Genomic DNA, 25,386 nt, shown 5'->3' on the forward strand with positions numbered 1-25,386 from the left:
TCTTTTCCACTAGTATCTAGTATGCAACCTTCAGTAAAAATTTTCACAGGCAACAGTAATCCGGCCTTGGCCGAGAAAATTGCCAAGAAATATGGCAAGGGTCTTAATGGCGGTCTTGGCAAAGTAAAGATTCAGAAATTCAGCGATGGGGAAATCCAGCCTGTTTTCCTGGAAAGTATCCGGGGTGACTATGTTTTCCTGATTCAGGGAACCAGTGCGCCTTCAGACAACCTGCTGGAGCTGCTGTTGATGATTGATGCTGCCAAGCGGGCTTCCGCCGGCTATATCACCGCAGTAATTCCTTATTTCGGATACGCCCGCCAGGACAGAAAAGATAAGCCCCGCGTGGCTATCGGCTCTAAACTGGTGGCCAATCTGCTTACTTCGGCAGGGGCTAACAGGGTGATAACCATGGACTTGCATGCACCTCAGATCCAGGGGTTCTTTGATATACCGGTAGATCATCTTGATAGTTCAGCTATTTTTATTCCCTATATAGAGAATTTAAAGCTGGAAAATCTTACCTTTGCGTCCCCTGACGTAGGAAGTACCAATAGGGTACGTGAAGTAGCGTCTTACTTTAATGCTGAAATGGTTATTTGCGACAAACATCGTAAACGAGCCAATGAAATAGCATCAATGGTAGTGATAGGAGATGTGACAAACAGGGACATTGTGCTCATTGATGATATCTGCGATACTGCAGGCACACTTTCAAAAGCCGCCAACCTGTTAATGGAAAAAGGCGCCCGGAGTGTACGTGCTTTTTGTACCCATCCCGTTTTCAGCGGAAATGCGTACGAAAATATCGAAAAATCAGTACTGCAGGAGATAGTGGTATGTGATACCATTCCTATCAAACCACAGGGAGCCGGTTCCAAGATCAAGGTGATATCTGTTGCAGAGCTTTTTGCGGTAGCCATCCGTAACATGCACGAAAACAAATCAATCACCAGCCTGTTTATTCACAGTCACCGCCGGGGAGATTGATAACATAGTATTTTAATAATCAATATAAATTGTCTAAACAATGAACACAATAACCATCGAAGGACAACTCAGGAGCGAATTCGGCAAAAAAGCCACCCGCCAGATCCGTTCTGAGGAACAAGTGCCTTGCGTTATTTACGGGGGTGCAGAAACTGTTAATTTTTCAGCTCCTGCCAAAGCATTCAAAACACTGGTTTACACTGCAGCTTTCCAGATTGCAGAAATTAAACTGGGTGCTAAAACTTACAGATGCGTATTGAAAGATATGCAGTTTGATGTAGTTACTGACGCACTTGCTCACATCGATTTCATGGAACTGGTAGAAGACAAACAGGTTGCTGTTACCATTCCTATTAAACTGGTTGGTTCTTCTGCAGGTGTTAAAGCCGGCGGTAAACTGGTTAGCAAACTGAAAGCGCTGAAAGTAAAAGCTTTACCTAAGCACCTGGTTGAAAATATCGAAGTTAACATCGATAACCTGGAACTGAACGCGAACATCCGTGTAGAAGACGTGAAAATTGAAGGTGTTGAAATCACCAACTCTCCGCGTATTCCAATCGCTTCTGTGGTAATGACCCGTCAGCTGCGTCAGGAAGAAGCAACTGCTGAAAAAGATGCTAAAAAGAAATAATCTTTTAGATATATTTTTCCAAAAAGCCTCTCTACTTTTAGAGGGGCTTTTTAATTTTGGAAATCTCCAGGTACGAAAACGACCCGTATGAAATACTTAATAGCAGGATTAGGCAATATCGGCGAGGAATACCGGCATACCCGTCATAATATAGGTTTTGATGTGGTAGATGATTTTGTTGCCAGGCATAAAGCCTCCTTCCGGAACGACCGGCTCGCTGATGTGGCGGAATGTAAATGGAAAGGGAAAACGTTTATTGTTATTAAGCCCACCACTTACATGAACCTGAGCGGTAAGGCTATCAAATACTGGCTGGATAAGGAAAAGATACCCGTGGAAAACCTGCTTGTGATCCTCGACGACCTGGCCCTTCCGCTGGATGTGCTCCGCTTACGCCCCGGCGGCAGTGATGCCGGGCATAACGGCCTGAAAAGTATCCAGGAATCCCTGGGTACCAACCAGTATCCCCGCCTGCGTTTCGGGGTAGGTAATAATTATCCCAAGGGCCGCCAGGTGGAATTTGTACTCAGTAAATGGAAAAATACAGAAGAACGGATTGTAGAAGAGAAAATATGGAAATGTTCGGATATCATTGAAAGTTTTGCCAGTATCGGCATTGCCCGTACTATGAACGACAGTAATAAACTGACCTTCCCGTCTGTGAAATAAATTTGTTCATCTGGTTCCTATCTGCTTTTTTTATACTTTAAAACAAACGCATTATGAAAATTATTTGCGTAGGCAGGAATTATGCCGACCATGCCAGGGAGTTGAAGAATGAAGTGCCCACAGAACCGGTGTTATTTATGAAACCAAAGAATGCGTTGCTGCAAAACGGGCACCCGTTCTATTACCCGGAATTTACTACCAACCTGCACTACGAATGCGAACTGGTACTCAGGGTGAGCAAAAACGGTAAACATATCCAGGAAAAATTTGCAGATAAGTACTACGATCATATCTCCGTAGGTATCGATTTTACCGCCCGGGATCTGCAGGATAAGCAAAAAGCGAAAGGATTACCCTGGGAAATAGCCAAAGCTTTCGATAACTCCGCAGTGGTGGGTAATTTCATCCCCATTACCCCGGAAATGGATAAAAAAGATATCAATTTCTGCCTGTATAAAAACAAGGCATTGGCGCAATCCGGTAATACACAGGATCTTTTGTTCTCCTTCGATTTCCTGGTAGCCTATATTTCCCGCTTCTTTACCCTGAACATAGGCGACCTCATTTTTACAGGCACCCCCGCCGGCGTAGGACCAACGGAAATCGGAGACGACTTCGAGGCATTTATTGAAAACGACAGCCTGCTGGAGTTTTCTGTTAAATAAGGACCAGCGCGAATTTTGTCTTTCTCGCTGATTACGCTGATTTTACTGATTTTACCTTTGGATTTTATAAAGGATTATGGGAGATAGAAGCGGATATATTCGCTCTTATCTCCCATAATCCTTTATAAAATCCAAAAAGTAAAAATCCAGCTAATCAGTAAAATCAGCGTAATCAGCGAGAAAGACAAAATTCGCGGCGATCCTACGGAATATTTGCATAAATCGTGTCCAGGATCCGGGTTAACTCGGCATAATCCGTTTCTGTCAGCGTTTTCCAGCCAATTTTACGCATATCGTATACCAGCGACTTTACATCTTTATATTTTTCCACTCCGTCCGGGGTGAGCTGTAAATATACCTTCCGGCGATCGTACACATCGGCTTCCCTTTTTACCAACCCTTTTTTTACCAGCAGCTCAATGATGCGGGAAATGGTGGTAATATCCTTTGAGGTATTACGGGCCAGCTCGTTGTGGGTAGTTTTTTTGTGTTTATACAGGTTCTCAATCAGCAACCACTGATCCACTGTAATGTCCTTCTGTTGGGCATCAAACGTTTTTTGCCAATAGTTGCGCAATTTTTTGAGCGTAGCATCCAACTTAAAAAAAGAGGGATTACTGACGAAAGTATCAGGCATATTAATTAATTTGCATTAGCAACTGTTGCTATGGCAACTATTGTTTTTAAATTACCATCATCACCAAAACAGTCTTACTGTGTTTAAAGATAACACAAGCGTTTCAACTTTAAAAACGCCGGCCTCCAACAGGGGTAGTAACGCCGGCGAACGGGCCGAGTTATTAACAGCCTGGCGATTGATGTGTGAAGCCGGCAGTATGGCCGCCATTTATGAGGCAAACCGGCAAATCTGCAAATATGTGCATTCTACTTCCCGCGGACATGAAGCCATACAAATAGCCACCGGACTGCAATTGCGGCCGTGGGACTTTGTAAGCCCCTATTACCGGGATGAGAGCATGTTGCTCGCCATCGGTTTTACCCCTTATGAACTAATGCTCCAATTGCTGGCGAAAGGAGAAGACCCTTTTTCCGCCGGAAGATCTTATTACAGTCACCCTAACAACAGAGCGGCCGATAAACCGCAGATACCCCACCAGAGCAGCGCCACCGGTATGCAGGTGATCCCCACCACCGGCATGGCGCAGGGACTTAAATACCTGGAACAAATACATTCTCCCCTGCTGAAAACAGGGCCGGATGGGGAATTGCCCGTAGTGATCTGTTCTCTCGGAGATGGCAGCGTAACGGAAGGAGAGGTGAGCGAAGCCCTGCAATTTGCCGTTCTGAAACAGCTGCCGGTAATTTACCTGGTACAGGACAACGATTGGGGTATCTCCGCCACGGCGGCAGAAGTAAGAACAATGGATGCATATGAATATGCTGCCGGGTTTAAAGGCCTGGAACGCATGCGGGTAGACGGCAGCGACTTCACCGCCAGCTATGCTGCGATGGAAACCGCTATCAGTTATGTAAGACAAGAACGACGGCCCATACTGGTACAGGCAAATGTACCCCTGCTGGGACATCATACTTCCGGCGTGCGAAAAGAATGGTACCGCTCCGCGGAAGACCTGGAAAAGCATGCAGCCAATGATCCGGTTCCTAAAATGAGAGCGTTGCTGTTGAAACACGGCATTACTCCGGAGGAGCTGGACAAAATTGAGCAGACTGCCGCGGCCGATATAAAGGCAGGATTTGACAAGGCTGTACAGGCCCCGGGACCATTGCCGGAAACGGTGCAGGAGCACGTATTTGCGCCTGCTGCGGTAACAGCCGAAAGTGGTACCCGCACACCAGCCGGTAAGACCAAAGTAGTAATGGTAGATGCAGCCCTTCACGCTGTGGAAGAGATTATGCAGCAGTATCCGGAAGCTATTTTATTTGGGCAGGATGTAGGCGTAAGGTTGGGAGGCGTGTTCCGCGAAGCGGCCACCCTGGGCGAAAAATTCGGACCACACCGCGTATATAACACCGCGATACAGGAAGCGTACATTATTGGCGCTACTGCAGGTCTATCTGCCGTAGGCGTAAAACCCATTGTGGAAGTACAGTTTGCCGATTATATCTACCCTGGATTCAATCAACTGGTTACAGAAATATCAAAGTCGTGTTACCTGAGCAATGGTAAATTTCCCGTACAAACCCTTATCCGCGTTCCGGTGGGCGCCTATGGCGGTGGCGGTCCTTATCATTCCGGCAGTGTGGAATCCACACTGTTAAGCGTTAAGGGAATCAAAGTGGTGTATCCCTCCAATGCTGCCGATATGAAAGGACTGATGAAAGCTGCATTCCTGGATCCCAACCCGGTAGTGATGCTGGAGCATAAAGGACTGTATTGGAGCAAAGTACCCGGTACACTCGATGCCATGACCATAGAACCTGCAGCTGATTACCTGCTGCCGTTAGGGAAGGGAAATATAATACAACGCGCACATCCAAAAGATACTGCCCAGGGCAATACGCTTTGCATAATTACTTACGGAATGGGCGTTTACTGGGCCAAAGCTGCTGCCAAGGCCTATCCTGGCCAGGTAACCATAGTGGACCTGCGCACCCTTTTCCCATTGGATGAAGAACTGGTATTTGACATGGTGAAGCAACATGGGAAATGCCTGATCCTTACAGAAGAACAACTCAATAATTCTTTTGCACAGGCATTGGCAGGACGCATTCAGCAAACATGCTTCCGGTTCCTCGATGCTCCTGTATTTACGGTGGGGGCGCTGGATTTGCCGGCAGTGCCGCTTAACACCGGCCTGGAAGCAGCCATGTTGCCTACGCCTGCAAAAGTAGCAGCTGCTATCAGCGAACTGCTGGCTTATTGACCATCACGATACTAAATTGAAAACGGCCATCTCAATTAAGAGACGGCCGTTTTGGGTTTTCCGCATCCAGGTTAAAGTCGTTTACTACTTTACCCAACCAGTTTATCAGTAACCAGGGTTTTGAACCAGGTTAGGATTAATACTTGTTTGTTTGAAAGGAATCGGGAACAACTTGTACTTATCAGCAGATGGCTGATGATCCCACCAGGTGGCGGTGGTAAATTTGCCAAAGCGGATCAGATCCGAACGGCGTTTACCTTCAAAGATGAACTCACGGCCTCTTTCAGCAAGCAGTTCATTCATGGTGAGCGTAGTAGGGGTATAAGCCTCTGCTGCCCAGTCTTCCGCTTTGAAAGCACGCTTTTTACAGGTGTTGATAAGATCTACTGCATCCTGTGTTGCGATGCCGTTATTTTTTCTCATCAGTGCTTCCGCCTTGTTGAAATAAATTTCTGTCAAACGGTATAATACAAAGTCGTTGCCCCAGTAGTTAGGATCGTTTTGTGTGCCGGGAACATATTTCGCGAAACGTGCGCCGCTGTTCTCTTCACCCTGCGTCATGCCACCGGCGCCGCTTTCTCCTTCTGTGTTTCTGCGGATTTCTTTCACAAATACAAGCGGTTTGCCATTGTATTCCTCTGTGCCGAGTACCAAACTGTCTGCAACGCTGGTGCGTAGTGCCGGATCTTTTTTCTGTGGTCCGATCAGCATCCACTTTTGCTTGCGGAGGTCATTGTCTTTATACGCATCATAAGCAGTAGGAACTACAACGATACTGTTGTTTCCATCTACGTCGGCGTTGTAGACCTGGCGTTGACGGTAGTGCCAGAAATCACCTTGCCATCCGAAGCGGGAGTTACCGGCTCTCAGGTCATAGGCGAGCTGGAACAGGTCTTCGGGGGAGGTATTGTTGTTGTTGGCAAAAGCGCGGAAAATATCCGGTTCAAGTGCGGGCACAGCGCCGCTCAGGGAGCCGCCGTTGCCTGCAATGATCTTATTGCAATAGTTAATACAGTCGTCCCAGCGTGGGGTGCCTGTCCATTCCTGTGCGTTGAGATAGAGTTCTACCAGCATCGCATAGCCGCCCGCTTTGGTGGCGCGGCCTACCATGTCTGCGGATAATGGTTTCAGCAGTTCCACATTTTCTTTCAGTTCTTTTTCAACGAACTCAAATACTTCTTTGCGGGTTTTGGTAGCCGGAGATGCCGGTGTACCTACTTCTGTTACGATGGGAATGTTACCATAGAGGTCCATCAGTTTCAGGTAATGCCAGGCGCGCACCACTTTTGTTTCTGCAATAAAGGAGGCTTTGTCTTCATTGGTCATACCAATTTTAGTGAAGTCCATAGCCGCCAGATCTACCAGTGTATTGTTACAGAAGCCCATTCCCCAGTACATCAGTCTCCACGGATTCCAGGCATTGTCTTCATTAGCAATCCAGGTATGGTTATGCAGGCGGATCCAGTTACCGCCATCATAACCGTGTTTGCCTTTCTGCGGCCATGCCAGCTGATCGGCGGAAAGCTCCTGCAGGCGCCAGTAGCCGGTTTGACCGGTAGGGGCGGCCCATGCGCCGGCATGCGTAAACGGACGCAGTACGGCAGACAGTACTTCTTCTTTATTATGATAAAAATTATCTGAAATAATTTCGCTGTATGGTTTTTCATCGAGCTTGGTACAGGCGCTCAATCCGAGGGCCAGCAAGGCTGCGCTGATATATGCTTTATTTTTTTTCATACGTTACAATTTTGCTGCTTTTAAAATCCAAGGTTCAATCCGATAGTGTAGGAGCGGGTGCGTGGATAAAATCCTCTTCCATCTATACCGGAATCCAGCGCAGTATCCTGCAGTTCGGGATCAAGACCGCTGTATTTTGTGATGGTAGCGATATTACGGCCGCTCGCATACACGCGCAGGTTGCGGATATATTTGGTTTTCAGTTTGAAATTATAACCGAGGGTGATGTTATCCAGTTTCACGAAATCGCCTTTTTCCAGGTAGTAGTCAGAGAACTGTGGATCGTCATTCAGCTTATCATTTTTACCGATAGCAGATGATAACATGTTATTCGGTTTCCATTTTTTATTACCGAAGTACATATCCTGCAGGTTCAGGATATCGAAACCGAATTTGCCGCGGAAGAGGATACTCAGGTCAAAGTTCTTGTAACGGAAAGTATTGTTCCAGGAAGCCATGTACTTGGGAATACCATTTCCGATCACTGTTTTATCGTCCGGATTGATTTCAGAAGTAGTGGCTTTACTGCCATCTTTTTTATAGAACTGCCATTTGCCGTCGTCAGTAAGACCTGCGTAGCGGTAGCCATAGAAAGTGCCGAGCGGACCGCCTTCTACTACGCGGATGGCCTGGCCAAGATTACCCGGAGATGGGAGATCTCCATAAAACTGTTCAGTGGCTTTATAAATCTGGTTGGAGAATGACACCATTTTATTCCGCTGGGAGTTGAAGGCGAGATCACTGTTCCAGGAAAAATCTTTGCTTCTTACCGGTACCGCATTGATCACTACTTCCACCCCGTTGTTGGAGATCTCCCCTACGTTGGTGAAGATATTATCCAGGATATTGGAGGGCAGCTGTGCCGTGTAGTTGAATAACAGGTCTTCTGTTCTACGGCTGTATACATCAACGGAACCGCCGATTCTGTTTTTCAGCAGGGAGAAATCAAGACCCACGTTGAACTCTTTCTTCTTTTCCCATCTCAGGTCCGGGTTTGGATTTTTATTGGGGCCATAAGTCTGGATCCATTTACCATACTGGAGGTAAGCGCCCCCTGTTCCCAATGTGATCAGGGATTGGTAGTTAGGAATACCCTGGTTACCGGTAACGCCATAGCCGGCGCGCAGTTTCAGGTGGTTGATAACAGTGAGGTCCTGCATGAAGGCTTCTTTTGAAATCACCCATCCGGCGGATACTGCAGGGAAGTTACCCCATTTGTAGTTGGCACCGAAGCGGGAAGAACCTTCATGGCGCAGGATAGCCTGCAACATGTATTTCTGTTTGTAGTTATAGTTTATCCTGCCGAAGAATGCAATGAGGGTGTTGTCTACCTTGTTGCTGCTCTGTGTAGGGCGTGGCAGTTTGGGATCATTTAAGGCGTTACCTGCAGAGATGTTCCAGTCTTCAAACGCATCGGTGAGGAAGCCGTTGTTATCCATGGCATACTTTTCCAGGGTGCTGTACTGATAGCTGTAGCCGCCGAGCACATTGAATGTATGGTCTGAATTGATTGTCTTTGTATAGTCTACCGTAGCTTCAAAAGTTTTATCCATAGCGGCGGAATTGGCTTTATACGCATAACCGCCACCCTGGAAGTCCTGGATGGAAGAGCGGGAAGCCTTCATTTTATACTGGCGGTCAGTATACTCATCGCGGACAATAGCGCCGAAGGCAGAAAATTTCAAATCCTGAATAGGCTCCAGCGTTATACGTGCATCTCCTGAATAGGTTTTCTGATCCCTTTCGTATAATTCCTGCTGTAAGCGGGCCAGTGGATTGTAGTTATTGAAACCGTTTGTTTCAACATATTTACCATCAGGTCCAAAAATCGGCGCAGTAGGATTCCGTTGTACTGCCTGCTCAAAATCGGCGCCCGGGTTGCCGGCTTTGTTATCACCGTCACCGCTGTTTCCACCGTTTAAGTTGGCTTTACTGAAATTGCCTGCCAGGTTGAACTGCATGGTGAGCATGCCCTGTAAGCCGGTCTGGTTTACATTCACCCTTCCGCCGTATTGTTTACGGCCGTTTTCGAGGGCAATACCATTGGCATCGTTGTAATAAAGGGATGCGCGGTAGTTGCTGTTTGCAGTACCACCGGAGGCTGCGAAGTTGTGGTAATGACTAAGATTGTTTTTGTCGAGCAGGAGATCATACATATCCACATCGGCGCCCTGGTCATTGGTAGCGCCGGCCACTTTTACATATTCTGCTGCGCTGAGTATGCTGGGTCTTTTGGCCACAGCTTCGCGTTGCAGGTAGGTAGAGTAAGTATACTGCGGATCACCTGCTTTACCTTTTTTAGTAGTGATGAGGATTACCCCGTTGTTACCGCGGGTACCATAAATAGCTGCTGCGGAACCGTCTTTCAAAACGTCGAAAGTAGCGATATCATCCTGTTGCAGCAGGTCGAGGTTGCCTCCGGGAATACCATCCACAACGATCAGCGGCTTCATATCACCGGATATGGAGCTGATACCCCTGATCTGTATAGAAGCGCCGCTGTTGGGGTTATTCCCCTGGGTCCTGGTAACGGATAAGCCGGCTACTTTACCCTGGATCAGATCCATTGGAGAGCGGGAGCCGCCCTGGTTGAAGTTTTCCGCCTTTACGGTAGCTACTGAAGTGGTTACTTCATTTCTTTTTTGGGTACCGTAACCCACTACCACTACGTCTTGCAGCGACTTTACGGAAGCTGCCAGTTTTACATTCATGGCAGTAGCTGATGCCGGTACTTCCTGGGGGAGGTAACCAACAAAAGTAAATATCAGCACGGCATTTTCCGGTGCCTGCAGGGTAAAGGTACCATCGGGTTTGGTGATGGTTCCGCTGCTGGTTCCTTTTATCTGAACAGATACACCGGGAATTGCGGTGTTGTCATTGGCATCCGTTACTTTTCCGGATACGGTTTTGCCTTGTGAAAAGGCAAACAGCGAGAAGAGCATCAGTACCATACTGGCAAAGCAGGTCCGTGCCCAAAACGTGGATCGTTTGTGCATATACGTTAATTGAAGTTGGTTAATAAAGAAAAGCCCGGGTTGCTTATTAGGAAAAACGATTTAGCAATAAGCCTACAGGCTGATTTTTAAAATTTTTCAGATACTGGTTTAATCATTTAAATAGTGAAAAATATCTCCTGAATGAAGATGCTGCCTGGTTTCCGGTCAGGCATGCAATGGTTCCCATTATATTCGCATAAGCAAAATGTACGATCCTTACAGTACTGTTTTAGTCAGTAGTATATCGATTTAGCAAACAATAAGAATAACAAGTTCAGTTAGCTTTTTTACCTGGAATATATTTTAATTACTATGTTTTTTTCGTTCATACGCGGTGTGTAATGCATAGATTTCCCGGCGCCAATCATAGTCTCCGTTAAAAAATCGATTTAGCAATAGGTTCCAAAAAAAAGATCCATGTGAATCTTTTATTAAATAACAAGTCAAATAACGCAGCACTTTTTCTCTTGCCCGGAATAAAAGTAGTATTTATTTGTATTAAATGAAATCATTTTTAACATTTTTTTTGAGATCCGGGTCAAACGGAGGGATATACCGGATCAATCACCGGCTGTACATATCGCTGATTTCTTTCAGGATTTCATAAACGGCCTGCTGATTACCTTCGTTATAGCGTCGGGCCCAGAAAGAAACCAGCCAAACGGTCATCCGGTGTGCATCCAGGTCGTTGTTATTCAGTGAAGGATCTACGCGAATCATGCTACTTAACACCTGTCTTACCTCTCCAATGAAATTTTCTGAGGGGCCATGATCAGTACTGATAGCCATCTTAATATAGAGTTTTTCCAGCTGTGCCGTTACGTTTTCATTTGCCTGGAGTGCGCTATAAGTGAGTAATAATTTTTCCACATAATAACGTGCCGGGGAACGTTGGTAAGTATTATACGGCAGCATTTCGTATAACAGGTTTTTATAACTGGCGAAGGATGCACGCAGCCGGGCCTCATCGCGGCCAGTCCAGGCAAGTTGCCGGATAGCGGGCTCTAACCCGTGATTTTTCGTATAGGCGGTTGTGTTATACGGATCTTCCGATTCTCCTTCATAATACAGCGGTTGTACATATGAATGCCACATCAGTGCGAGATCAAAAGTTTGCTTTTTTTTCACCACATGGCTGTCCAGTTGCAGCTGTTCATGCAGCAGATAGGCAGTGGCATCACGGAGCTGGGAAACGCTGAGCGGAAATTCTGCAGCGGTCTTCATTTCATAGGTAACGCTGTCTACCGCCACTGCGGCCTGTACTGTCGCTTCATCCAGCGCAACAGCGGCAGCTGCTCCGGCTTTGTCATTTGACAAATATTCCGGATGACTGCTTTTACGCACAGTTCGCACTGTAATAAAAATAACCACCATTGCTGCAATACATACAATAGTAGCAGTATAGGTCTTGTTTCCCATATGGATAAAAAGGTTAACTATCAACAAATATATTATAATATGGCGCAAAAAAAAGTGATTAGCAGGAATACTGTTAATCACTTCAGGAGATGTATTATAAGGGATTGGAGGATAGATATAATATTTGATGTCCTGTTTAAGCACATGTCCACAGGTGACAATGTAAATGTACCGCCGCAGCAATTGCTGTGGAAGACGATTCAGGAAAAGTATTTATAGATTCCGGAAAAAGAGGGGGAGTAACAGGGAGACTAACCGGCCTCCCTGTAAAAGAAAGTATTAGATATCGCCGGAAACGGGACTGTTGCCTGCTTTCGCGGCCTGGCTGTCGCGGGTATTTTTCTGTACCGTGATAGCGCCGAAAACGCTCAGCAAAAATGCAAATGCGTAAAATCCTTTTTCGCTTGGTGCAAGGGTGGCATTCCATAATCCGATAGTAAGCAACAGGATGGTAAGCAACATGGACACCCAGCTGAGACCATAATAAATGTCGGTTACGGGAACACCTTCAATCCTGTCGCGCACGCACTTCTGGACAGATACCGCTGCGAACAGGCCGTACATTAAAACGGTGAAGTAATATCCTTTTTCATTCAGTTGCATAGTGGATGCATTCCACAGGCCGATGATGAAGCCTAGGATACCTGCAAATACCGCTACCCAGGAGGCGGCAATAAATGCCATTGATGGTTTTTGTTTCATTGAGTAATAAAATTTGTTTAGGGATTGGGTTGATGGCTAACAAAAACTGCTTTCAGGTATTGATGGCCTGTTGTAATAATACTATTTATTTTCGATCTGTTGCGGTATAAAAAAAGTCCTGCACTTTCAGTACAGGACTTTTACTTTTTGTAGCGAGGAGCGGATTCGAACCACTGACCTTCGGGTTATGAGCCCGACGAGCTACCTCTGCTCTACCTCGCATTGTGGAGTGCAAATGTAGGTAAATAATTTAAACCACAAAATTTAAATGTTGTTTTTTATGAGCACAGCCGCATGTTCCAGGGCAATGAGGTTTTTGCGTGGAAAAACAGATCCGGTATAATGTAGTGCCGTAGCGCGTTTGATGGAATTGGTCTGGCGCTTCTTTTTTATTTTCTGTGAGATGAAAAATATTTTTGATAGAAGAGATGACTAATAGTTTGATATGAATAAACTGCCAGCCATCTCTTCTTTCTAAAAAAAATTATATCCTGCTTCTTCGTAATCTTAATAAAGTATTTACGAGCGTATCAATATCCGCACAACTGTTGTAGAATGCCAGTGATGGCCTCACGGTGCTTTCCACGCCAAACCTGCGAAGGATGGGCTGTGCGCAATGATGGCCGGATCTTACTGCAATTCCTTCCTGGTTGAGCGCCGCACCCACCTGTTCAGTTGTGAAATCTTTAAATACAAAAGACAACACGCTTGTTTTATCGGGAGCGGTGCCTATCAGGCGCAAACCAGGTACGTCTTTCAATAACTGTGTGGCATATACGAGCAAGTAATGTTCATACTGGTATATAACATCAATGCCTATATGATTTACGTAATCAATGGCAGCGCCTAGTCCTACGGCGTCGGCTATGTTACCGGTACCGGCTTCAAAGCGCCCGGGGGCGGCGTGGTATTGGGTGTGTTCAAAGGTTACATCTTTGATCATATTACCGCCACCCTGCCAGGGTTGTGTTTCATTCAGCAATGCCTCTTTGCCGTACAATACGCCGATGCCGGTGGGGCCAAAAACTTTGTGCCCGGAAAATACGTACCAGTCGCAATTAAGCCGCTGTACATCAGCGCGCATATGCGATACCGCCTGGGCGCCGTCTACCAGCACTTTAGCGCCTGCCTGGTGGGCGAGTTCCACTATTTGTTGGGCCGGTGTAACGGTGCCGAGTGCATTGGACACCTGTGTAAAAGACACCAGCTTTGTTTTAGCGCCAAGCAGTTTCTGGTATTCAGAAAGTATGATCTGCCCGTCGTCATCCACAGGAATTACTTTTATCAGCAATCCTTTTTTGGCAGCCAGTTGTTGCCACGGTACAATGTTAGCATGATGCTCCAGGTGACTCAGAATAATTTCATCGCCTGCCTGCAGGAATTGTTCGCCCCAGCTTTTGGCGACGAGGTTAATGGCTTCCGTGGCGCCGCGAACAAATACGATTTCATTCATGGAGGCAGCATTCAGAAAAGCCCTTACCTTTTCGCGGGCGCCTTCATAAGCATCTGTGGCGCGTGCTGCCAGTTCATGAGCGGCGCGGTGAATATTTGAATTTTCATGTTCATAAAAATAGCTGATCCGTTCAATGACACTCCGCGGCTTCTGCGTAGTAGCGGCATTATCCAGCCATATCAGCCGGCGGCCGTTCACCTGTTCCTGCAATATGGGGAAGTCCGCCCTCACCCGGTTGATATCCAACGGAGGCTGGGTAGCGCCGGTGATAGCTGCTGTTTTTTCCGGTAAGAAATAGTAGGAGGTGCCTGCGGAAGGCAGCTGCGATGTATAGGTCGATGACGGTATACTTTTCAGCGCCCGTTGCAGTTCCTGTTCAAAAGAAGGATCATACGCCGTTGTTGGATGCGTGAGCGCAGCCGGTGAAATACCGCTGCCTGCCACAGAAGCAGGAATGCCGCCGTTACCGGAAAAGTGGGGATCCGGTAAACTGGTGGGCGCCTGCGTAACATCCGTTACGCTTCCCTGTTGCAGTAACGGGTCCTGGATGGGGGCAGCAGATGCGTAGCCTGCGGAGGGCGCATCATTACCGGATTGCAGGGAGGAAAACAACTGGTTGGCCAGTTTTTCCAATGCGGCAATATCCGGTAATCCATCGGGTTGTAAATTATTTGTATTCATGGTACTTGCCTATTTCTACATCATCCAATACAGCAATGGCATCGTCTACCAATACTGCCAGTGAACAGTAAAGGGATACGAGATAGGAAGCAATGGCCTGATGGTTAATGCCCATGAAGCGCACAGATAACCCGGGCGACTGTTCTCCCGGTAAGTTAGGCTGGTACAAGCCAACTACTCCCTGCCTGCTTTCGCCGGTGCGTAAAAGAATGATCTTGGATTTACCGTTTTCGATGGGCACTTTATCGGATGGTATCAGCGGAATGCCGCGCCAGGTAATAAATTGAGAGCCGAAAAGGGAAACGGTGGGAGGAGGCACACCCCGTCTGGTGCATTCCCGGCCAAAGGCGGCAATGGTGAGCGGATGCAGTAAAAAGAAGCCGGGCTCCTTCCATACTTTCGTGATGAGTTCATCCAGGTCGTCCGGAGTAGGCGCGCCGGTGCGTGTTTTAATACGCTGAGAGGCTATTACGCTGTTCAGCAAACCATATTCCTTGTTGTTAATCAGTTCGCTTTCCTGCCTTTCCTTAATGGTTTCGATGATCAGCCGCAACTGTTCGCTGATCTGGTTGTAAGGTTTGCTGTAGAGGTCCGACACGCGGGTATGTACATCCAGCACCGTATTCACTGCACTGAGATTGTACTCACGTGGGTTATCAATGTAATCCACAAAAGTTTGCGGCAGTTCGCGTTCATCCCTTCCGGAACAATCCACGGTTACATTGCTTTCATCTTTTACTTTGTTAAGCCTGTACACGCCCGATTCTACCGGGATCCAGCTCATTAATCGCGTGAGCCAGCGGGGGGTAATGGTAGACATTTGCGGGACCGTACGGGTGGCAATGGCAAGCTGTCTTGCGGCGACGTCACCTAGTGCGGTCTGAACTTTCTGTTGAGTTTCATCAGCCATGTGGGGATCAGTTTTTGAATTTTAAATAATTGTGGTGTCATTGGCCGGAAGCAAAAATGTGTGGTGGCTCATTTTCACTCCCGCCGGTGGGTGTAATAGCAGTTAAATTAAGTCTTTTTGTTTAATTATCGGCGCACATTTTTAATCTGTGGGCGGGGCAGGTAAGCGCCTGCGCGGGGAGGTGTTGCCCGTAGAAATATTATTTATACTTTTACGACAAATGTGGGTCAGCATTTACCGGCCTGGAAACAAAGCCATGGCGGTAATAGGGAACAGTGAGGGCTACGGTGGCAGTATGATAAATGGAGTGGCAGGTGCATGCCTGCCACTCCATGGTATTACAGGTCTGAATAGTCTGTTGGTCTCAGGAACAAGATATCTGATTTGGATACATTGTGACTGTATTCTTCCAGCGCCGACAGGGCTTTCCATTTCGGATCTGCACTAAATGCCTTCCAGTGTTCATCGCGGTCTTCCTTATTGTTGAAAGTGGTCATGTACATCAGGTTGGGCATGCGTGAACCGGAAATGACAGTGGCATAAAACACCGCATTAAAGTTGAGGTTTTTGAAAATGCCGATTTCATCGCCGGTATTGAACATTTTTACTTTATTGACGTGGTATTTCTCGGAAGGGCTTTCATAACTGCGTAGTTCGTATACCCGCTCACTTTTGGGAGCTTTCAATGAGGGAGCCTCCAGTACGGGCATCCCGGGAAACGCCTGTAACAGGATGGATTCTATCCTGGTAAAAGGAACGTTGTTCCAGGCTGCATCCGTATAGTCTTTCCCGTTAGCCTGGAAGGACTTGTCGGCCTGCAGGGTTTTATCCAGGTTGGTGAACTGTTCGAGCGACTGGAATGGGATCAATACATAGATCCGGATTTCGGCCGTATCGGCAGTAACCGGTTTAAACACGCCGGCCTGTTTGATGCCTGCATGGTGTAATGCCGGGAGAAATGCTTTTTCCAGGTAATTATCTACCAGTGTTTCCTGCGCTTTTGTTTTCAGGTGGTAGATTTTGATCTGATAAAATTGTCGTTCTTTGGCAGTGAGTGTAGCTGAACAAAACATCATGAGTGCCATTAACAGGGTGGAATATCTTTTCATAAAAAATTAATTGTATACCTGACAAAATACAGCAATTGAGGCAGGAATTATAGTATTGCCGGGATTGTGTTATTTTTCGATCTTAAAAGAATAATTATGTCTGAGCCGGTAATGTTGATAGACCAGCCTAATAACAGGGGAACTTTATATGCCGTAGTGGAGCAGGACGACAGAGTGGCTTATTTTTACCTGTATCCATCGGAATTGCTGACCACAAAGTATTCGCCGCGACCGTGCTGGTTGCGTAACCTGCAGCCGGCGCCCGCAACGAAAGATGTTGCGGCCATGAAAGAAGGCATGGCGCCTATGTTGGAAGCAGCCTACTGCAACCACCCGGAAGGCCGTGAACCGCTGGAAAAAGAGCGTATAACAATTGTATGGACGGAAGAGGGAGATGGAGCAGCGGTATTATATGATAATGAAATACTGGGTGTGATACCCGGCTGGAGTTTGTATAATGATGAACACGCGGTAGCCTATGCTGCGGATTGTACCGGCGCCGGCGAAAACGACCGGCTGATGCCACTGGGCAAACGGGGCGCCAACGCCATGTATGAGCGCGTAGACCAGGCCATTGCCTTCTGGAAAGACTGGGAAGGCGAAACCAGCCAGGCATGGAGCATTTTACAGGACCGGTATCTGAAAGCCTATGAAGCGGAGTTTGGTCCCATTCAGAAGTACTACGCCATCGACGGCGGACAATGGCCCCCGATGGCATTAGGTAAATTTGAGAAAGATGAGGTCGTATACCTGCTTACCCTGGGGGTGAGTATCCGCCCGATGCCGTGGGTAGAGCTGCTGTACAGCGACCGGGCACCCGGGTTTCGCCGGATGGAACTGGCGATGGCAGTGAGCAGTAAAGATTTTACGGATAAAGAGATCATGGCCATGGCCGGCCTGATGTCTGACATGGCCGACAGGCCCTGGAAACAGGTTACCTGGCTGGGAGAAGGCCATACGGTAAGCTCCGGTGAACTCCCGGCGCCTTTCGAAAGCGTAGTGGTATCGTCCGCCTTATATAATGGCCCCGCCATCGGGTTGCCGGAGGTATATGGCGATAAGGTGAACTTGTACTGGCTGGCCCCCATCACCAAACTGGAAAGGGAATATGCGCACTCCCGGCCTAATGCAGGCTACGACCTGCTGGAGAAAATGATCCATCATAACCTGAACCACATTGTTACCCGCAGGCCCGAATTGCCCGCTGATAAATAAGAATACCTCTGTTACAGGAAAAGGTCTGCCACAAAGCAGACCTTTCTCTTTACTGGTGGCCGGTTTAAGAAATTTTTAAAAGAAAGTTGAAATAATCTGTAACGAAGTGATTCCATCGCCTACTAATTCTGAAAAGAAAATCAAAAAGCACATGAAAAATATCTTCAGGAATATCGCAGCAGCTACATTGGTAATCACAGGCTTATTTGCAGGTAAAGCGGTTGCACAGCAGCCAACCAGCCAGGACAAATCATTATTGTGGGAAGTCAGCGGTAACGGGTTATCGAAGCCCTCTTATTTGTATGGCACCATCCACATGATTTGTGAAAATGATTTTAAAGTAACCGAAAAAACAAAGCAGGCATTAAGTAAATCGGCGCAACTGGTGATTGAAGCTAATATCCTCGACCCCAATATTAATACCATTATGGCTAAAGCCATGGCGTCTGATGTGCCGTTGAGCAAGAAATTATCTCCTGCCGACTACCACGACGTGGATTCTATCCTGAAAAGTAAATGTGGCGTGCCTTTGGCGCCGTTTGAAAACTATCAGCTGGTCGCTACTATCTCCCTGCTGGCCATGAAATCATTTCCCTGCCAGGAATTAAAATCTTACGAAACTACTTTTATACAAACAATGCAGGCGGATAAAAAGCATGTCGATTACCTGGAAGGATTGGAAGAGCAGGTGGGATACCTGCTGAAATCTTATACCGATAAACAAATTGTTGAACAGGTAAAGGCTTTCGACAGCAGCAGTATAAACATGAACAAACTGGTGGCAGCCTATAAAGCAGAAGAGCTGAGTACTATGTACAACCTGATGACTACCCCGGACCAGATGGATGAAAATGCCATTCACTGGATGCTGGAAGTGCGGAACAAAAACTGGGTTGATAAAATGCCCGGAATGATGCAGCAGGAAAGCACTTTCTTTGCAGTGGGCGGCGCCCATCTCGCAGGCCCTATCGGATTGATTAAATTATTAAGAGAGAAAGGATATACGGTTACACCTATTTTGAACTAAAGATATCACCGATTGAAAAACAAGGAAAAAGAATTTCTTGAACTGGTTGAAGCCCACAAAGGAATTATTCATAAGATTTCCAGGATGTATATGGATGCTGAAGATGATCAGCAGGATCTGACACAGGAAATCATCTACCAGCTATGGAAATCTTACGACTCCTTTCAGCACCAAAGCCGCTTCTCCACCTGGATGTACAGGGTTGCGCTGAATACCGCACTGGTATTCTTCAAAAAAGAAAAAAGAAAAATGGTTGTTACAGACACCATGCCGGAACACATGGCCATGGAAGAAAATATAACAGCTACAAAAGAACTGCAACTGGCACACTTTTACAGGGCGGTACAGAAACTGGAAAGACTGGAAAAGGCATTGGTTTTTCTTCACCTGGAAAATTATTCCCACAAAGAGATCGGTGAAAACCTGGGTATCTCCGAAGGAAATGCCAGAATTAAGCTCAGCAGGGCAAAAGACAAATTAAAAGAACTGATTAAAAAACAAGGTTATGAATTTTGATGATATAAAATCTGCATGGAACAACGATAATGAAAGCGGCAATGTAGTGGTTCCTTCCAGTGTAGACCAGTTAAAAACCTTACAACTGCCGGTGGAAAAACTACGTAAAGCGATGCAAATGGAATTTTTTGTACAGCTTTTCAGCCTGGTACTGATAGCGTTTACACCTAAAATTTTTCCACTCGATCCGGTGATGGTGGTGCCTTTTTATGCGGTGTACCTGGTGGTGATAGCCATCTCTGTTCAATATTATTATAAGTTTAATACTTTTTATAAGAGTCTTGGTACAAATACCCTCAGCTCAAAAGATAATCTATATGCTTTGTATTACGAGGCCAGGCTGAATATTGAAATGTATAAAGCTTACACCTATACATTGCTTCCTTTTGCATTGATCATTGGCGTTATGTACATGGTGAGCCATAAAAGCAGCGAGATGACCAGTTTGCTGGAAAAGGCTGCTGATCACCGGGGAATCGCGCTGGGTTTAGCTGCAGCTTTTGTTTTGCTGGTATTACTGATTACCGCCTTAACGGAAATATGGATTAAACAAAGTTATGGGAAGTACCTGAAGCAGATAGGGCAGGTGCTGGAACAGTTTAAAGAAAATGCGTAGATAAGAATAAAAATAAAGCGCGGGTCGACAAATGATGTCGACCCGCGCTTTATTTTAAAGTAAGTATTACTTCTGGTAGCTGCCCACCAGTTTTATGAGTTTATCAGGTGCATTGGAAATAATGCCGTCTACTCCCCAGGAGATGAGTTTTTTTAATTCGCTTTCGTCATCTACGGTCCAGGGAATCACCGCCACTTTTTTATCGTGTGCTTCTTTTACCAGGGTCGGCGTTACCAACAGGTAGTTTGGGCTATAGATGGTGGGCGTGAATCCCAGCTTCTCAAGGTTGTCGCTGAAGCTGTCTTTGTTACCTATCAGCAAAGCGGTTTTCTGACCGGGATGGGTTTTATGCAATTCCTGGAGTGTGCGGATGTCGAACGACTGGATAATAACGCGGTCCGTAATTTTTTTCCTGTTGATGACTTCCATTACGCGGGCTACAAATTCCGCTGGTCCGGGATTATAGATGCCATCGCCATCGGGAGCGCTTTTGGTTTCCATGTTGTAAAACACTGGTTTGAGGTGATGTGTTTTTACATACGTTTCCACACTATCTATCAGGTCTGTTAGCAGTGGCCGGTGAACCATCATTTTTTCCTGTTGCGGAAAGCGGGGATGTGGTTTTGTACCTGCGTCATATTTCCGGATGCTGTCGTAAGACATTTTATACAACGCGAGGCTTTTTTCTTCGGCTTTGGAGATATCCGAGCCATCAGGCTTACGCATAAATTCTGCCGACATATACGCATCGTGCGATACGACTACCTGTTGATCTGCTGTAATGATGCAGTCGAGTTCCAGTGTTCTGGCGCCTAATTTTACGGCGTTGATCATAGCGGGAATGGTATTCTCCGGCATCAGGGCCATTCCCCCGCGATGTGCCTGTATATCTATCGGTTGTTGTGCGATTGCGCTACTGGTAAACAGGCTACCCAGGACAGCTAAAAATAAAGTACGGTTCATCATTGCAAAGTGAATATAAATGGTTTACCGGCAATGTTATTTTATTGTTGCTTCACGATCCTTGCGGCCCACCCGCCGCCAACGTTCATTACTACCGCGTACTTTCGAGTTTTTATCTACCGTTATCTGTTCCATTTTATAGTCTTGTGCGTTCCTGTCGGCGTTGATACCATCTTTCCAGACATGCATGGTATAGGTACCTTCTGGCAGGAAAGAACAATCCAGTGTTAAGGTGCGTGGTGTGAAGTTTGTCATACCGCCTACATACCAATCGCCGTTAGCGGCCTTGCGCGCGGTAAGGATATAGTTGCCAACGCTGGCCTGCAGGGCAATAGTGGTATCCCATACGCTGGGAACCGCCTCGAGGAACTGCATACACTCCGGTTCTTTGTAATAGTGCGTGGGATTATCTGCCAGCATTTGCAGGGGGCTTTCATATACCACGTACATTGCCAGTTGATGGCAACGGGTACCGATGCTCATTGGGTTGCTGAAATGCGGGGCCCAGTCTCCTTTTTGGGCATTCAGCATCGCGCCTGGTGTATAATCTGCCGGTCCTGCTGCCATACGGATAAAGGGGAAGGTAACGTTATGATCCGGTGCAATGGATTTGCTTTGATCGCCTTTGCTTTGCTCCAGTCCATACACGCCTTCAAAGGAAATTACGTTGGGGTATGTACGTTGGAGCCCCGCGGGTTTATGCGCGCCATGGAAGTCTACCAGCATTTTATGTGCAGCAGCGGCTTTGGCCACCCTTTCATAAAAGTTCACCATTGGCTGGTCATCGCGCTGCATGAAGTCGACCTTAATCCCTTTGATATTCCATTTGGCAAAGAGTTCCATTGCGGCGTCCAGCTGTTGATCCAGTGCCAGCCACGTTGTCCACAGGATGATGCCTACATTTTTGGAAGCCGCGTAGCGCGATAATTCTTCCATATTTATGTCGGGTACTGTTTTCAGCAGGTTGCGGGTATCGCTCCAGCCTTCGTCCAGTACTACATATTCCAGTTTGTATTTAGCGGCAAAGTCGATGTAATATTTATAAGTGTCGGTGTTGATACCCGCCCGGAAATCCACCTGGTAAATATTATTATCGTTCCACCAGTCCCAGATGGCCTTGCCGGGCTTCACCCAGCTGTAGTCGCCCGCAGCCGGCTCCGCGAGTTGATAAGGAAGTTCATTTACCAGCAGGTCTTTATCTTCCGGTGCTATCATCACAATGCGCCAGGGCAATTGGGAGGCGCCTTCTTTTTTGGCGATAAAATGCTCCCTGGTTTCTACTTCTTCATCGCGGTCGGAGGTTACTTTTTTCTTTATCGGGTAGTGGGGAAATACGGCCTCCAGTGTGTTGCTGCCATTTCCCTGAAGCCACATTCCTGCGTGATTAAGGAGACCGGTTTCGGTGATCAGTAATTTGGCGCCGTTTACGCTGAACAGTGCAGGCAGGCTGGCCAGGCTTTTCGGGCCGCGGATACTATCTATGGTCAGTTTTTTATAGAGGCGTTCGTTATGGGAGAAGAACCCGCTTTCAACCGGGTACCAGGCGCTGTCTTTCGCCTGGAGGGCGAAGCCGGCCTGCTCGTTCACCACCTGCCAGGCGCCTTTGTTATTAATGAGCCATCGCCATGCAATACCATTGTTGTAGGCGCGCCATTGCAGGGAGGTGCGGTTTTTAAAATTGAGCTGCAACTGATCGTAGTGATCTTCAATGAAGGTACTTTTCTGCTTTACTACCGGGCGAAGCGTTTGTGTTACCGACGACGTTTTAGTGCCGGCAACTTTCCAGTTACCATCACGGCTAACAGAGGTAGCCACGCCGATAGTGGCCGGCTGCAACAATACCTGGCCATTGTAGGATAAGGAATACTGTATACTATCCCTTACGGTTATACGTATATTTATTTTACCGTCGGGCGAACGCAATGTATATTCCTGTGCCGCTGCTGCTATGCTTCCTGTAATGGCTATCCAGGCAAGCATCCATCCTTTCAGATTCATTATTTCCGTTTTAAGTTGTAAAATGAAGTTCCTCCGCTCGGAGAAGCGGGGGTTAAATTAATCGTTATTTTATAAACTTTACATGATAAATTACGGGCCGCATTATGAAAGCTGCGTTCAATAATAGCACTGATTGCTGGCCTGCTAGATAAGTTAATATTTCATCGCGGGCCGTTATATACATTTGAAGTTGTAAACATTAGGTATCCTGCTTATTATTTAACGGCAGAGCTCTTTTATTTTATCGCATCAACGGCGTTATTTTTTTGTTGGCGTATGATTGAAATTGTGGCACTTGTTGTATATTAGTTGCTGACTGTAACCATGTCAATCTCCTGTTGTGTGTTTTAACCCGTTAATGGCAACAGCAGATATTAATTCCAATTTTTTGAAGTAGTTACCCGATATCATTTCTATGGTGATAAAAAGGTATAACCATATTTAAAACCGTAAAAGCTGCGAAATGTCATTGTATACGCACACCTCATTCACTATTGGTGATCATCAGTTTACTTCTTTTCATTCCCTTGTCCTGCATCAGACTATACGCGGTCATCATAGCTTTGAGATCATGATCGGGTACGACTGGCTTACCAAACTCGGAAAAGGATTGTTTAATGCCGGTAAGGAGTTCCTGGGAAAAGAAATTTCTATCTCTGTAAAACCTGTTGAATCAAATGCCGTATACAAACCTTTAAATTTTAATGGTATTGTGAGTGGTATCAGCATGGGAAAGGAGACCGATGGTACGCACGGATTTTGCGTGATCAAAGGACATAGTGTAACTATCCTGCTAGAAGATGATGAACATATTGCCTGTTATGAGCAGAAAACATTGTCGGCCATTGTGAATGAAGCCCTGAAGGGATGCGGGCCTTACGCCAAATCGCCCGCCGTAGATCCGGCACATACCGATGCGCTGAAATATATTGTACAATATAAAGAAACCACCTATGAGTTTATAGACAGGCTCGCCGCCCGTTTCGGGGAATGGTTTTTTTATGATGGAGAGAAGGTGGTGTTTGGAAATTACCGTCCGCAGAAGACAACGCTTACACACCAGGTAGACCTGATCGGGTTTAACCTCGATCTTACCGTGAAGTCCAACAATAGCCGCTTCTATGGCTATGATTACCGGCAAAACCAGGCGGTAAGCAACGATACCCTGTCGGTGCCCGCAGGTAACACCGACGTATATACGAGCCACCTGAAAGAAGTAAGTGAACGGCTGTATAAAAAAACGTCGCAGTATAAACTGAACCAATCGTTTGGTACCGCAGCAAAATCGCAACTGGATAAATATACGCAGGTACAAAAGAAGGGAAGGCTTTCGCAAATGGCCGTCCTGAAAGGTACCAGCCAGCAGAGCGCATTACGTATCGGGGATATCATTACCGTTAATGAATCGGTACTTTCCAATGAGCACCATGGCGAGTTTGTAGTAACGCAACTCGCGCACTACTGCACAGAAAACGGATTATATAAAAATACCTTTGAAGCCATACCCGCCGCAGCAGCCATGCCGGAGGTAGACCTGTACCGCACGCCGGTATGTGAAGCGCAAAGCGCTGTGGTGACCGATAATAATGACCCCAAAGGACTGGGCCGTGTACGGGTAAAATTTCAATGGCAGCAACAAGGAACTACGCCCTGGCTACGATTGGTATCCCCGCATGGAGGTACTGAGAAAGGGTTCTATTTTATACCTGAAAACGGGGAGGAAGTATGGGTAGATTTTGAAGGAGGTAATCCTGAAGTGCCAGTCGTACTTGGCACCGTGTATAACGGAAACGCGAAAACGGGCTTCGGTGACGCGCAAAATAACCTGAAGGTCATTAAAACCCGCAGCGGGCATATCATCCGCCTGGATGATACCGACGGCGCAGAAAGCATCACCATCACCGATAAATCCGGTAACATCGTTACAATGGATACCAGTGCCCAAAGTATTAACATCGCCGCGATGGAAAACATCACTATCAATGCTAAAAATATCAGCTTTACAGCAAAAGAAAATATACAGGTAAGCGCCGGTAAAAACCTGTCGCAAACTGCGGTGAAGGACTTTAGCCTGCTTGCTGCCAATATCAAAGAGGTGGCGGATGATACACTCCAGCGCACTGCTAAAAATATTGAGAAGACCGCCGAGAAAGTGAGTATGAACAGTACCAAAGAAAATATTGAAATGCACAGCGCCAAGCAGATCGTGAATAAAAGCGGCGACAAGGCGAAAATGTTTTAAC

At 46.6% G+C, this 25,386-nt stretch carries 21 protein-coding genes and 1 tRNA gene; 10 read left to right on the plus strand and 12 right to left on the minus strand.

Annotation, left to right across the window (positions count from 1 at the left end; translation table 11 throughout):
- The first annotated feature begins 21 nt into the window (after positions 1 to 21).
- From QFZ48_RS15000 to QFZ48_RS15015, 4 genes are all read left to right on the plus strand, one after another.
- Positions 22 to 990 (plus strand): ribose-phosphate pyrophosphokinase, encoded by a 969-nt coding sequence (locus QFZ48_RS15000; protein ID WP_079470848.1) that lies wholly within the window; start codon positions 22 to 24, stop codon positions 988 to 990.
- Positions 991 to 1,030: 40 nt separating this feature from the next.
- Positions 1,031 to 1,621, plus strand: coding sequence for a 50S ribosomal protein L25 (locus QFZ48_RS15005; RefSeq protein ID WP_370912530.1), 591 nt, complete (start codon positions 1,031 to 1,033; stop codon positions 1,619 to 1,621).
- A gap of 87 nt (positions 1,622 to 1,708) precedes the next feature.
- Positions 1,709 to 2,290, plus strand: a complete 582-nt coding sequence (gene pth / locus QFZ48_RS15010; protein ID WP_370912529.1) for an aminoacyl-tRNA hydrolase — start codon at positions 1,709 to 1,711, stop codon at positions 2,288 to 2,290.
- Positions 2,291 to 2,343: 53 nt separating this feature from the next.
- The gene (locus tag QFZ48_RS15015) at positions 2,344 to 2,955 is read left to right on the plus strand and encodes a fumarylacetoacetate hydrolase family protein (RefSeq protein ID WP_209863114.1); all 612 of its coding nucleotides are present in this window, start codon (positions 2,344 to 2,346) and stop codon (positions 2,953 to 2,955) included.
- Between the two features lie 202 nt (positions 2,956 to 3,157).
- On the opposite strand, the gene QFZ48_RS15020 is transcribed toward QFZ48_RS15015, so the two are convergent.
- A complete protein-coding gene (locus QFZ48_RS15020; protein WP_370912527.1) occupies positions 3,158 to 3,592 on the minus strand; it encodes a MarR family winged helix-turn-helix transcriptional regulator in 435 nt (144 codons plus the stop codon).
- 79 nt (positions 3,593 to 3,671) lie between these two features.
- Between QFZ48_RS15020 and QFZ48_RS15025 the strand changes: the two genes are divergently transcribed.
- Entirely contained in the window at positions 3,672 to 5,801 is a 2,130-nt protein-coding gene (locus QFZ48_RS15025) for an alpha-ketoacid dehydrogenase subunit alpha/beta (protein ID WP_429062856.1), read from the plus strand.
- A gap of 105 nt (positions 5,802 to 5,906) precedes the next feature.
- Here the strand turns inward: QFZ48_RS15025 and QFZ48_RS15030 are convergent, their stop codons facing one another.
- The 9 genes from QFZ48_RS15030 to QFZ48_RS15070 form a co-directional block, all read right to left on the minus strand.
- Complete coding sequence (locus QFZ48_RS15030; protein WP_429051352.1) at positions 5,907 to 7,538, minus strand: RagB/SusD family nutrient uptake outer membrane protein; 1,632 nt, start codon at positions 7,536 to 7,538, stop codon at positions 5,907 to 5,909.
- Between the two features lie 20 nt (positions 7,539 to 7,558).
- The gene (locus tag QFZ48_RS15035; RefSeq protein ID WP_429062858.1) at positions 7,559 to 10,534 is read right to left on the minus strand and encodes a SusC/RagA family TonB-linked outer membrane protein; all 2,976 of its coding nucleotides are present in this window, start codon (positions 10,532 to 10,534) and stop codon (positions 7,559 to 7,561) included.
- Positions 10,535 to 11,098: 564 nt separating this feature from the next.
- Positions 11,099 to 11,953, minus strand: a complete 855-nt coding sequence (locus QFZ48_RS15040; RefSeq protein ID WP_429062860.1) for a hypothetical protein — start codon at positions 11,951 to 11,953, stop codon at positions 11,099 to 11,101.
- A 279-nt stretch (positions 11,954 to 12,232) separates the two neighbouring features.
- Positions 12,233 to 12,655: an inner membrane protein YiaA gene (gene yiaA, locus QFZ48_RS15045; protein WP_429051345.1), complete on the minus strand. Its 423-nt coding sequence runs from the start codon at positions 12,653 to 12,655 to the stop codon at positions 12,233 to 12,235.
- Positions 12,656 to 12,805: 150 nt separating this feature from the next.
- Positions 12,806 to 12,877, minus strand: a tRNA-Met gene (locus QFZ48_RS15050).
- Positions 12,878 to 13,139: 262 nt separating this feature from the next.
- Positions 13,140 to 14,789 (minus strand): family 2A encapsulin nanocompartment cargo protein cysteine desulfurase, encoded by a 1,650-nt coding sequence (locus tag QFZ48_RS15055; protein ID WP_429062862.1) that lies wholly within the window; start codon positions 14,787 to 14,789, stop codon positions 13,140 to 13,142.
- Positions 14,776 to 15,699, minus strand: a complete 924-nt coding sequence (locus tag QFZ48_RS15060) for a family 2A encapsulin nanocompartment shell protein (protein ID WP_429051343.1) — start codon at positions 15,697 to 15,699, stop codon at positions 14,776 to 14,778. The genes QFZ48_RS15055 and QFZ48_RS15060 overlap by 14 nt, the downstream gene beginning before the upstream one ends.
- Positions 15,700 to 15,910: 211 nt before the next feature.
- Positions 15,911 to 16,033 (minus strand): hypothetical protein, encoded by a 123-nt coding sequence (locus tag QFZ48_RS15065; protein WP_429051342.1) that lies wholly within the window; start codon positions 16,031 to 16,033, stop codon positions 15,911 to 15,913.
- 4 nt (positions 16,034 to 16,037) lie between these two features.
- On the minus strand, positions 16,038 to 16,808 hold the full coding sequence (locus tag QFZ48_RS15070) for an NIPSNAP family protein (RefSeq protein ID WP_429062864.1): 771 nt from the start codon (positions 16,806 to 16,808) through the stop codon (positions 16,038 to 16,040).
- Positions 16,809 to 16,904: 96 nt separating this feature from the next.
- On the opposite strand from QFZ48_RS15070, the gene QFZ48_RS15075 reads away from it, so the two are divergent.
- The 4 genes from QFZ48_RS15075 to QFZ48_RS15090 all read left to right on the plus strand — a co-directional run bounded on the left by QFZ48_RS15075 (position 16,905) and on the right by QFZ48_RS15090 (position 20,182).
- Positions 16,905 to 18,023, plus strand: coding sequence for a suppressor of fused domain protein (locus tag QFZ48_RS15075; protein WP_429062866.1), 1,119 nt, complete (start codon positions 16,905 to 16,907; stop codon positions 18,021 to 18,023).
- Between the two features lie 151 nt (positions 18,024 to 18,174).
- On the plus strand, positions 18,175 to 19,050 hold the full coding sequence (locus QFZ48_RS15080; protein ID WP_429051336.1) for a TraB/GumN family protein: 876 nt from the start codon (positions 18,175 to 18,177) through the stop codon (positions 19,048 to 19,050).
- A gap of 12 nt (positions 19,051 to 19,062) precedes the next feature.
- Positions 19,063 to 19,566, plus strand: a complete 504-nt coding sequence (locus tag QFZ48_RS15085; protein ID WP_429062868.1) for an RNA polymerase sigma factor — start codon at positions 19,063 to 19,065, stop codon at positions 19,564 to 19,566.
- On the plus strand, positions 19,556 to 20,182 hold the full coding sequence (locus QFZ48_RS15090) for a hypothetical protein (protein WP_429051332.1): 627 nt from the start codon (positions 19,556 to 19,558) through the stop codon (positions 20,180 to 20,182). Before QFZ48_RS15085 ends, QFZ48_RS15090 begins: the two co-directional genes overlap by 11 nt.
- A gap of 66 nt (positions 20,183 to 20,248) precedes the next feature.
- Here QFZ48_RS15090 and QFZ48_RS15095 read toward each other — a convergent pair whose 3' ends face one another.
- Both QFZ48_RS15095 and QFZ48_RS15100 read right to left on the minus strand, forming a co-directional pair.
- The gene (locus QFZ48_RS15095; protein ID WP_429051330.1) at positions 20,249 to 21,148 is read right to left on the minus strand and encodes a glycerophosphodiester phosphodiesterase family protein; all 900 of its coding nucleotides are present in this window, start codon (positions 21,146 to 21,148) and stop codon (positions 20,249 to 20,251) included.
- Positions 21,149 to 21,181: 33 nt separating this feature from the next.
- A complete protein-coding gene (locus QFZ48_RS15100; RefSeq protein ID WP_429062870.1) occupies positions 21,182 to 23,143 on the minus strand; it encodes a glycoside hydrolase family 97 protein in 1,962 nt (653 codons plus the stop codon).
- Positions 23,144 to 23,606: 463 nt separating this feature from the next.
- On the opposite strand from QFZ48_RS15100, the gene QFZ48_RS15105 reads away from it, so the two are divergent.
- The gene (locus tag QFZ48_RS15105) at positions 23,607 to 25,385 is read left to right on the plus strand and encodes a type VI secretion system Vgr family protein (protein ID WP_429062872.1); all 1,779 of its coding nucleotides are present in this window, start codon (positions 23,607 to 23,609) and stop codon (positions 25,383 to 25,385) included.
- Position 25,386 lies beyond the last annotated feature (1 nt).

Origin of the sequence: Chitinophaga sp. W2I13 (assembly GCF_050434005.1) — a bacterium.
Classification (GTDB): domain Bacteria; phylum Bacteroidota; class Bacteroidia; order Chitinophagales; family Chitinophagaceae; genus Chitinophaga.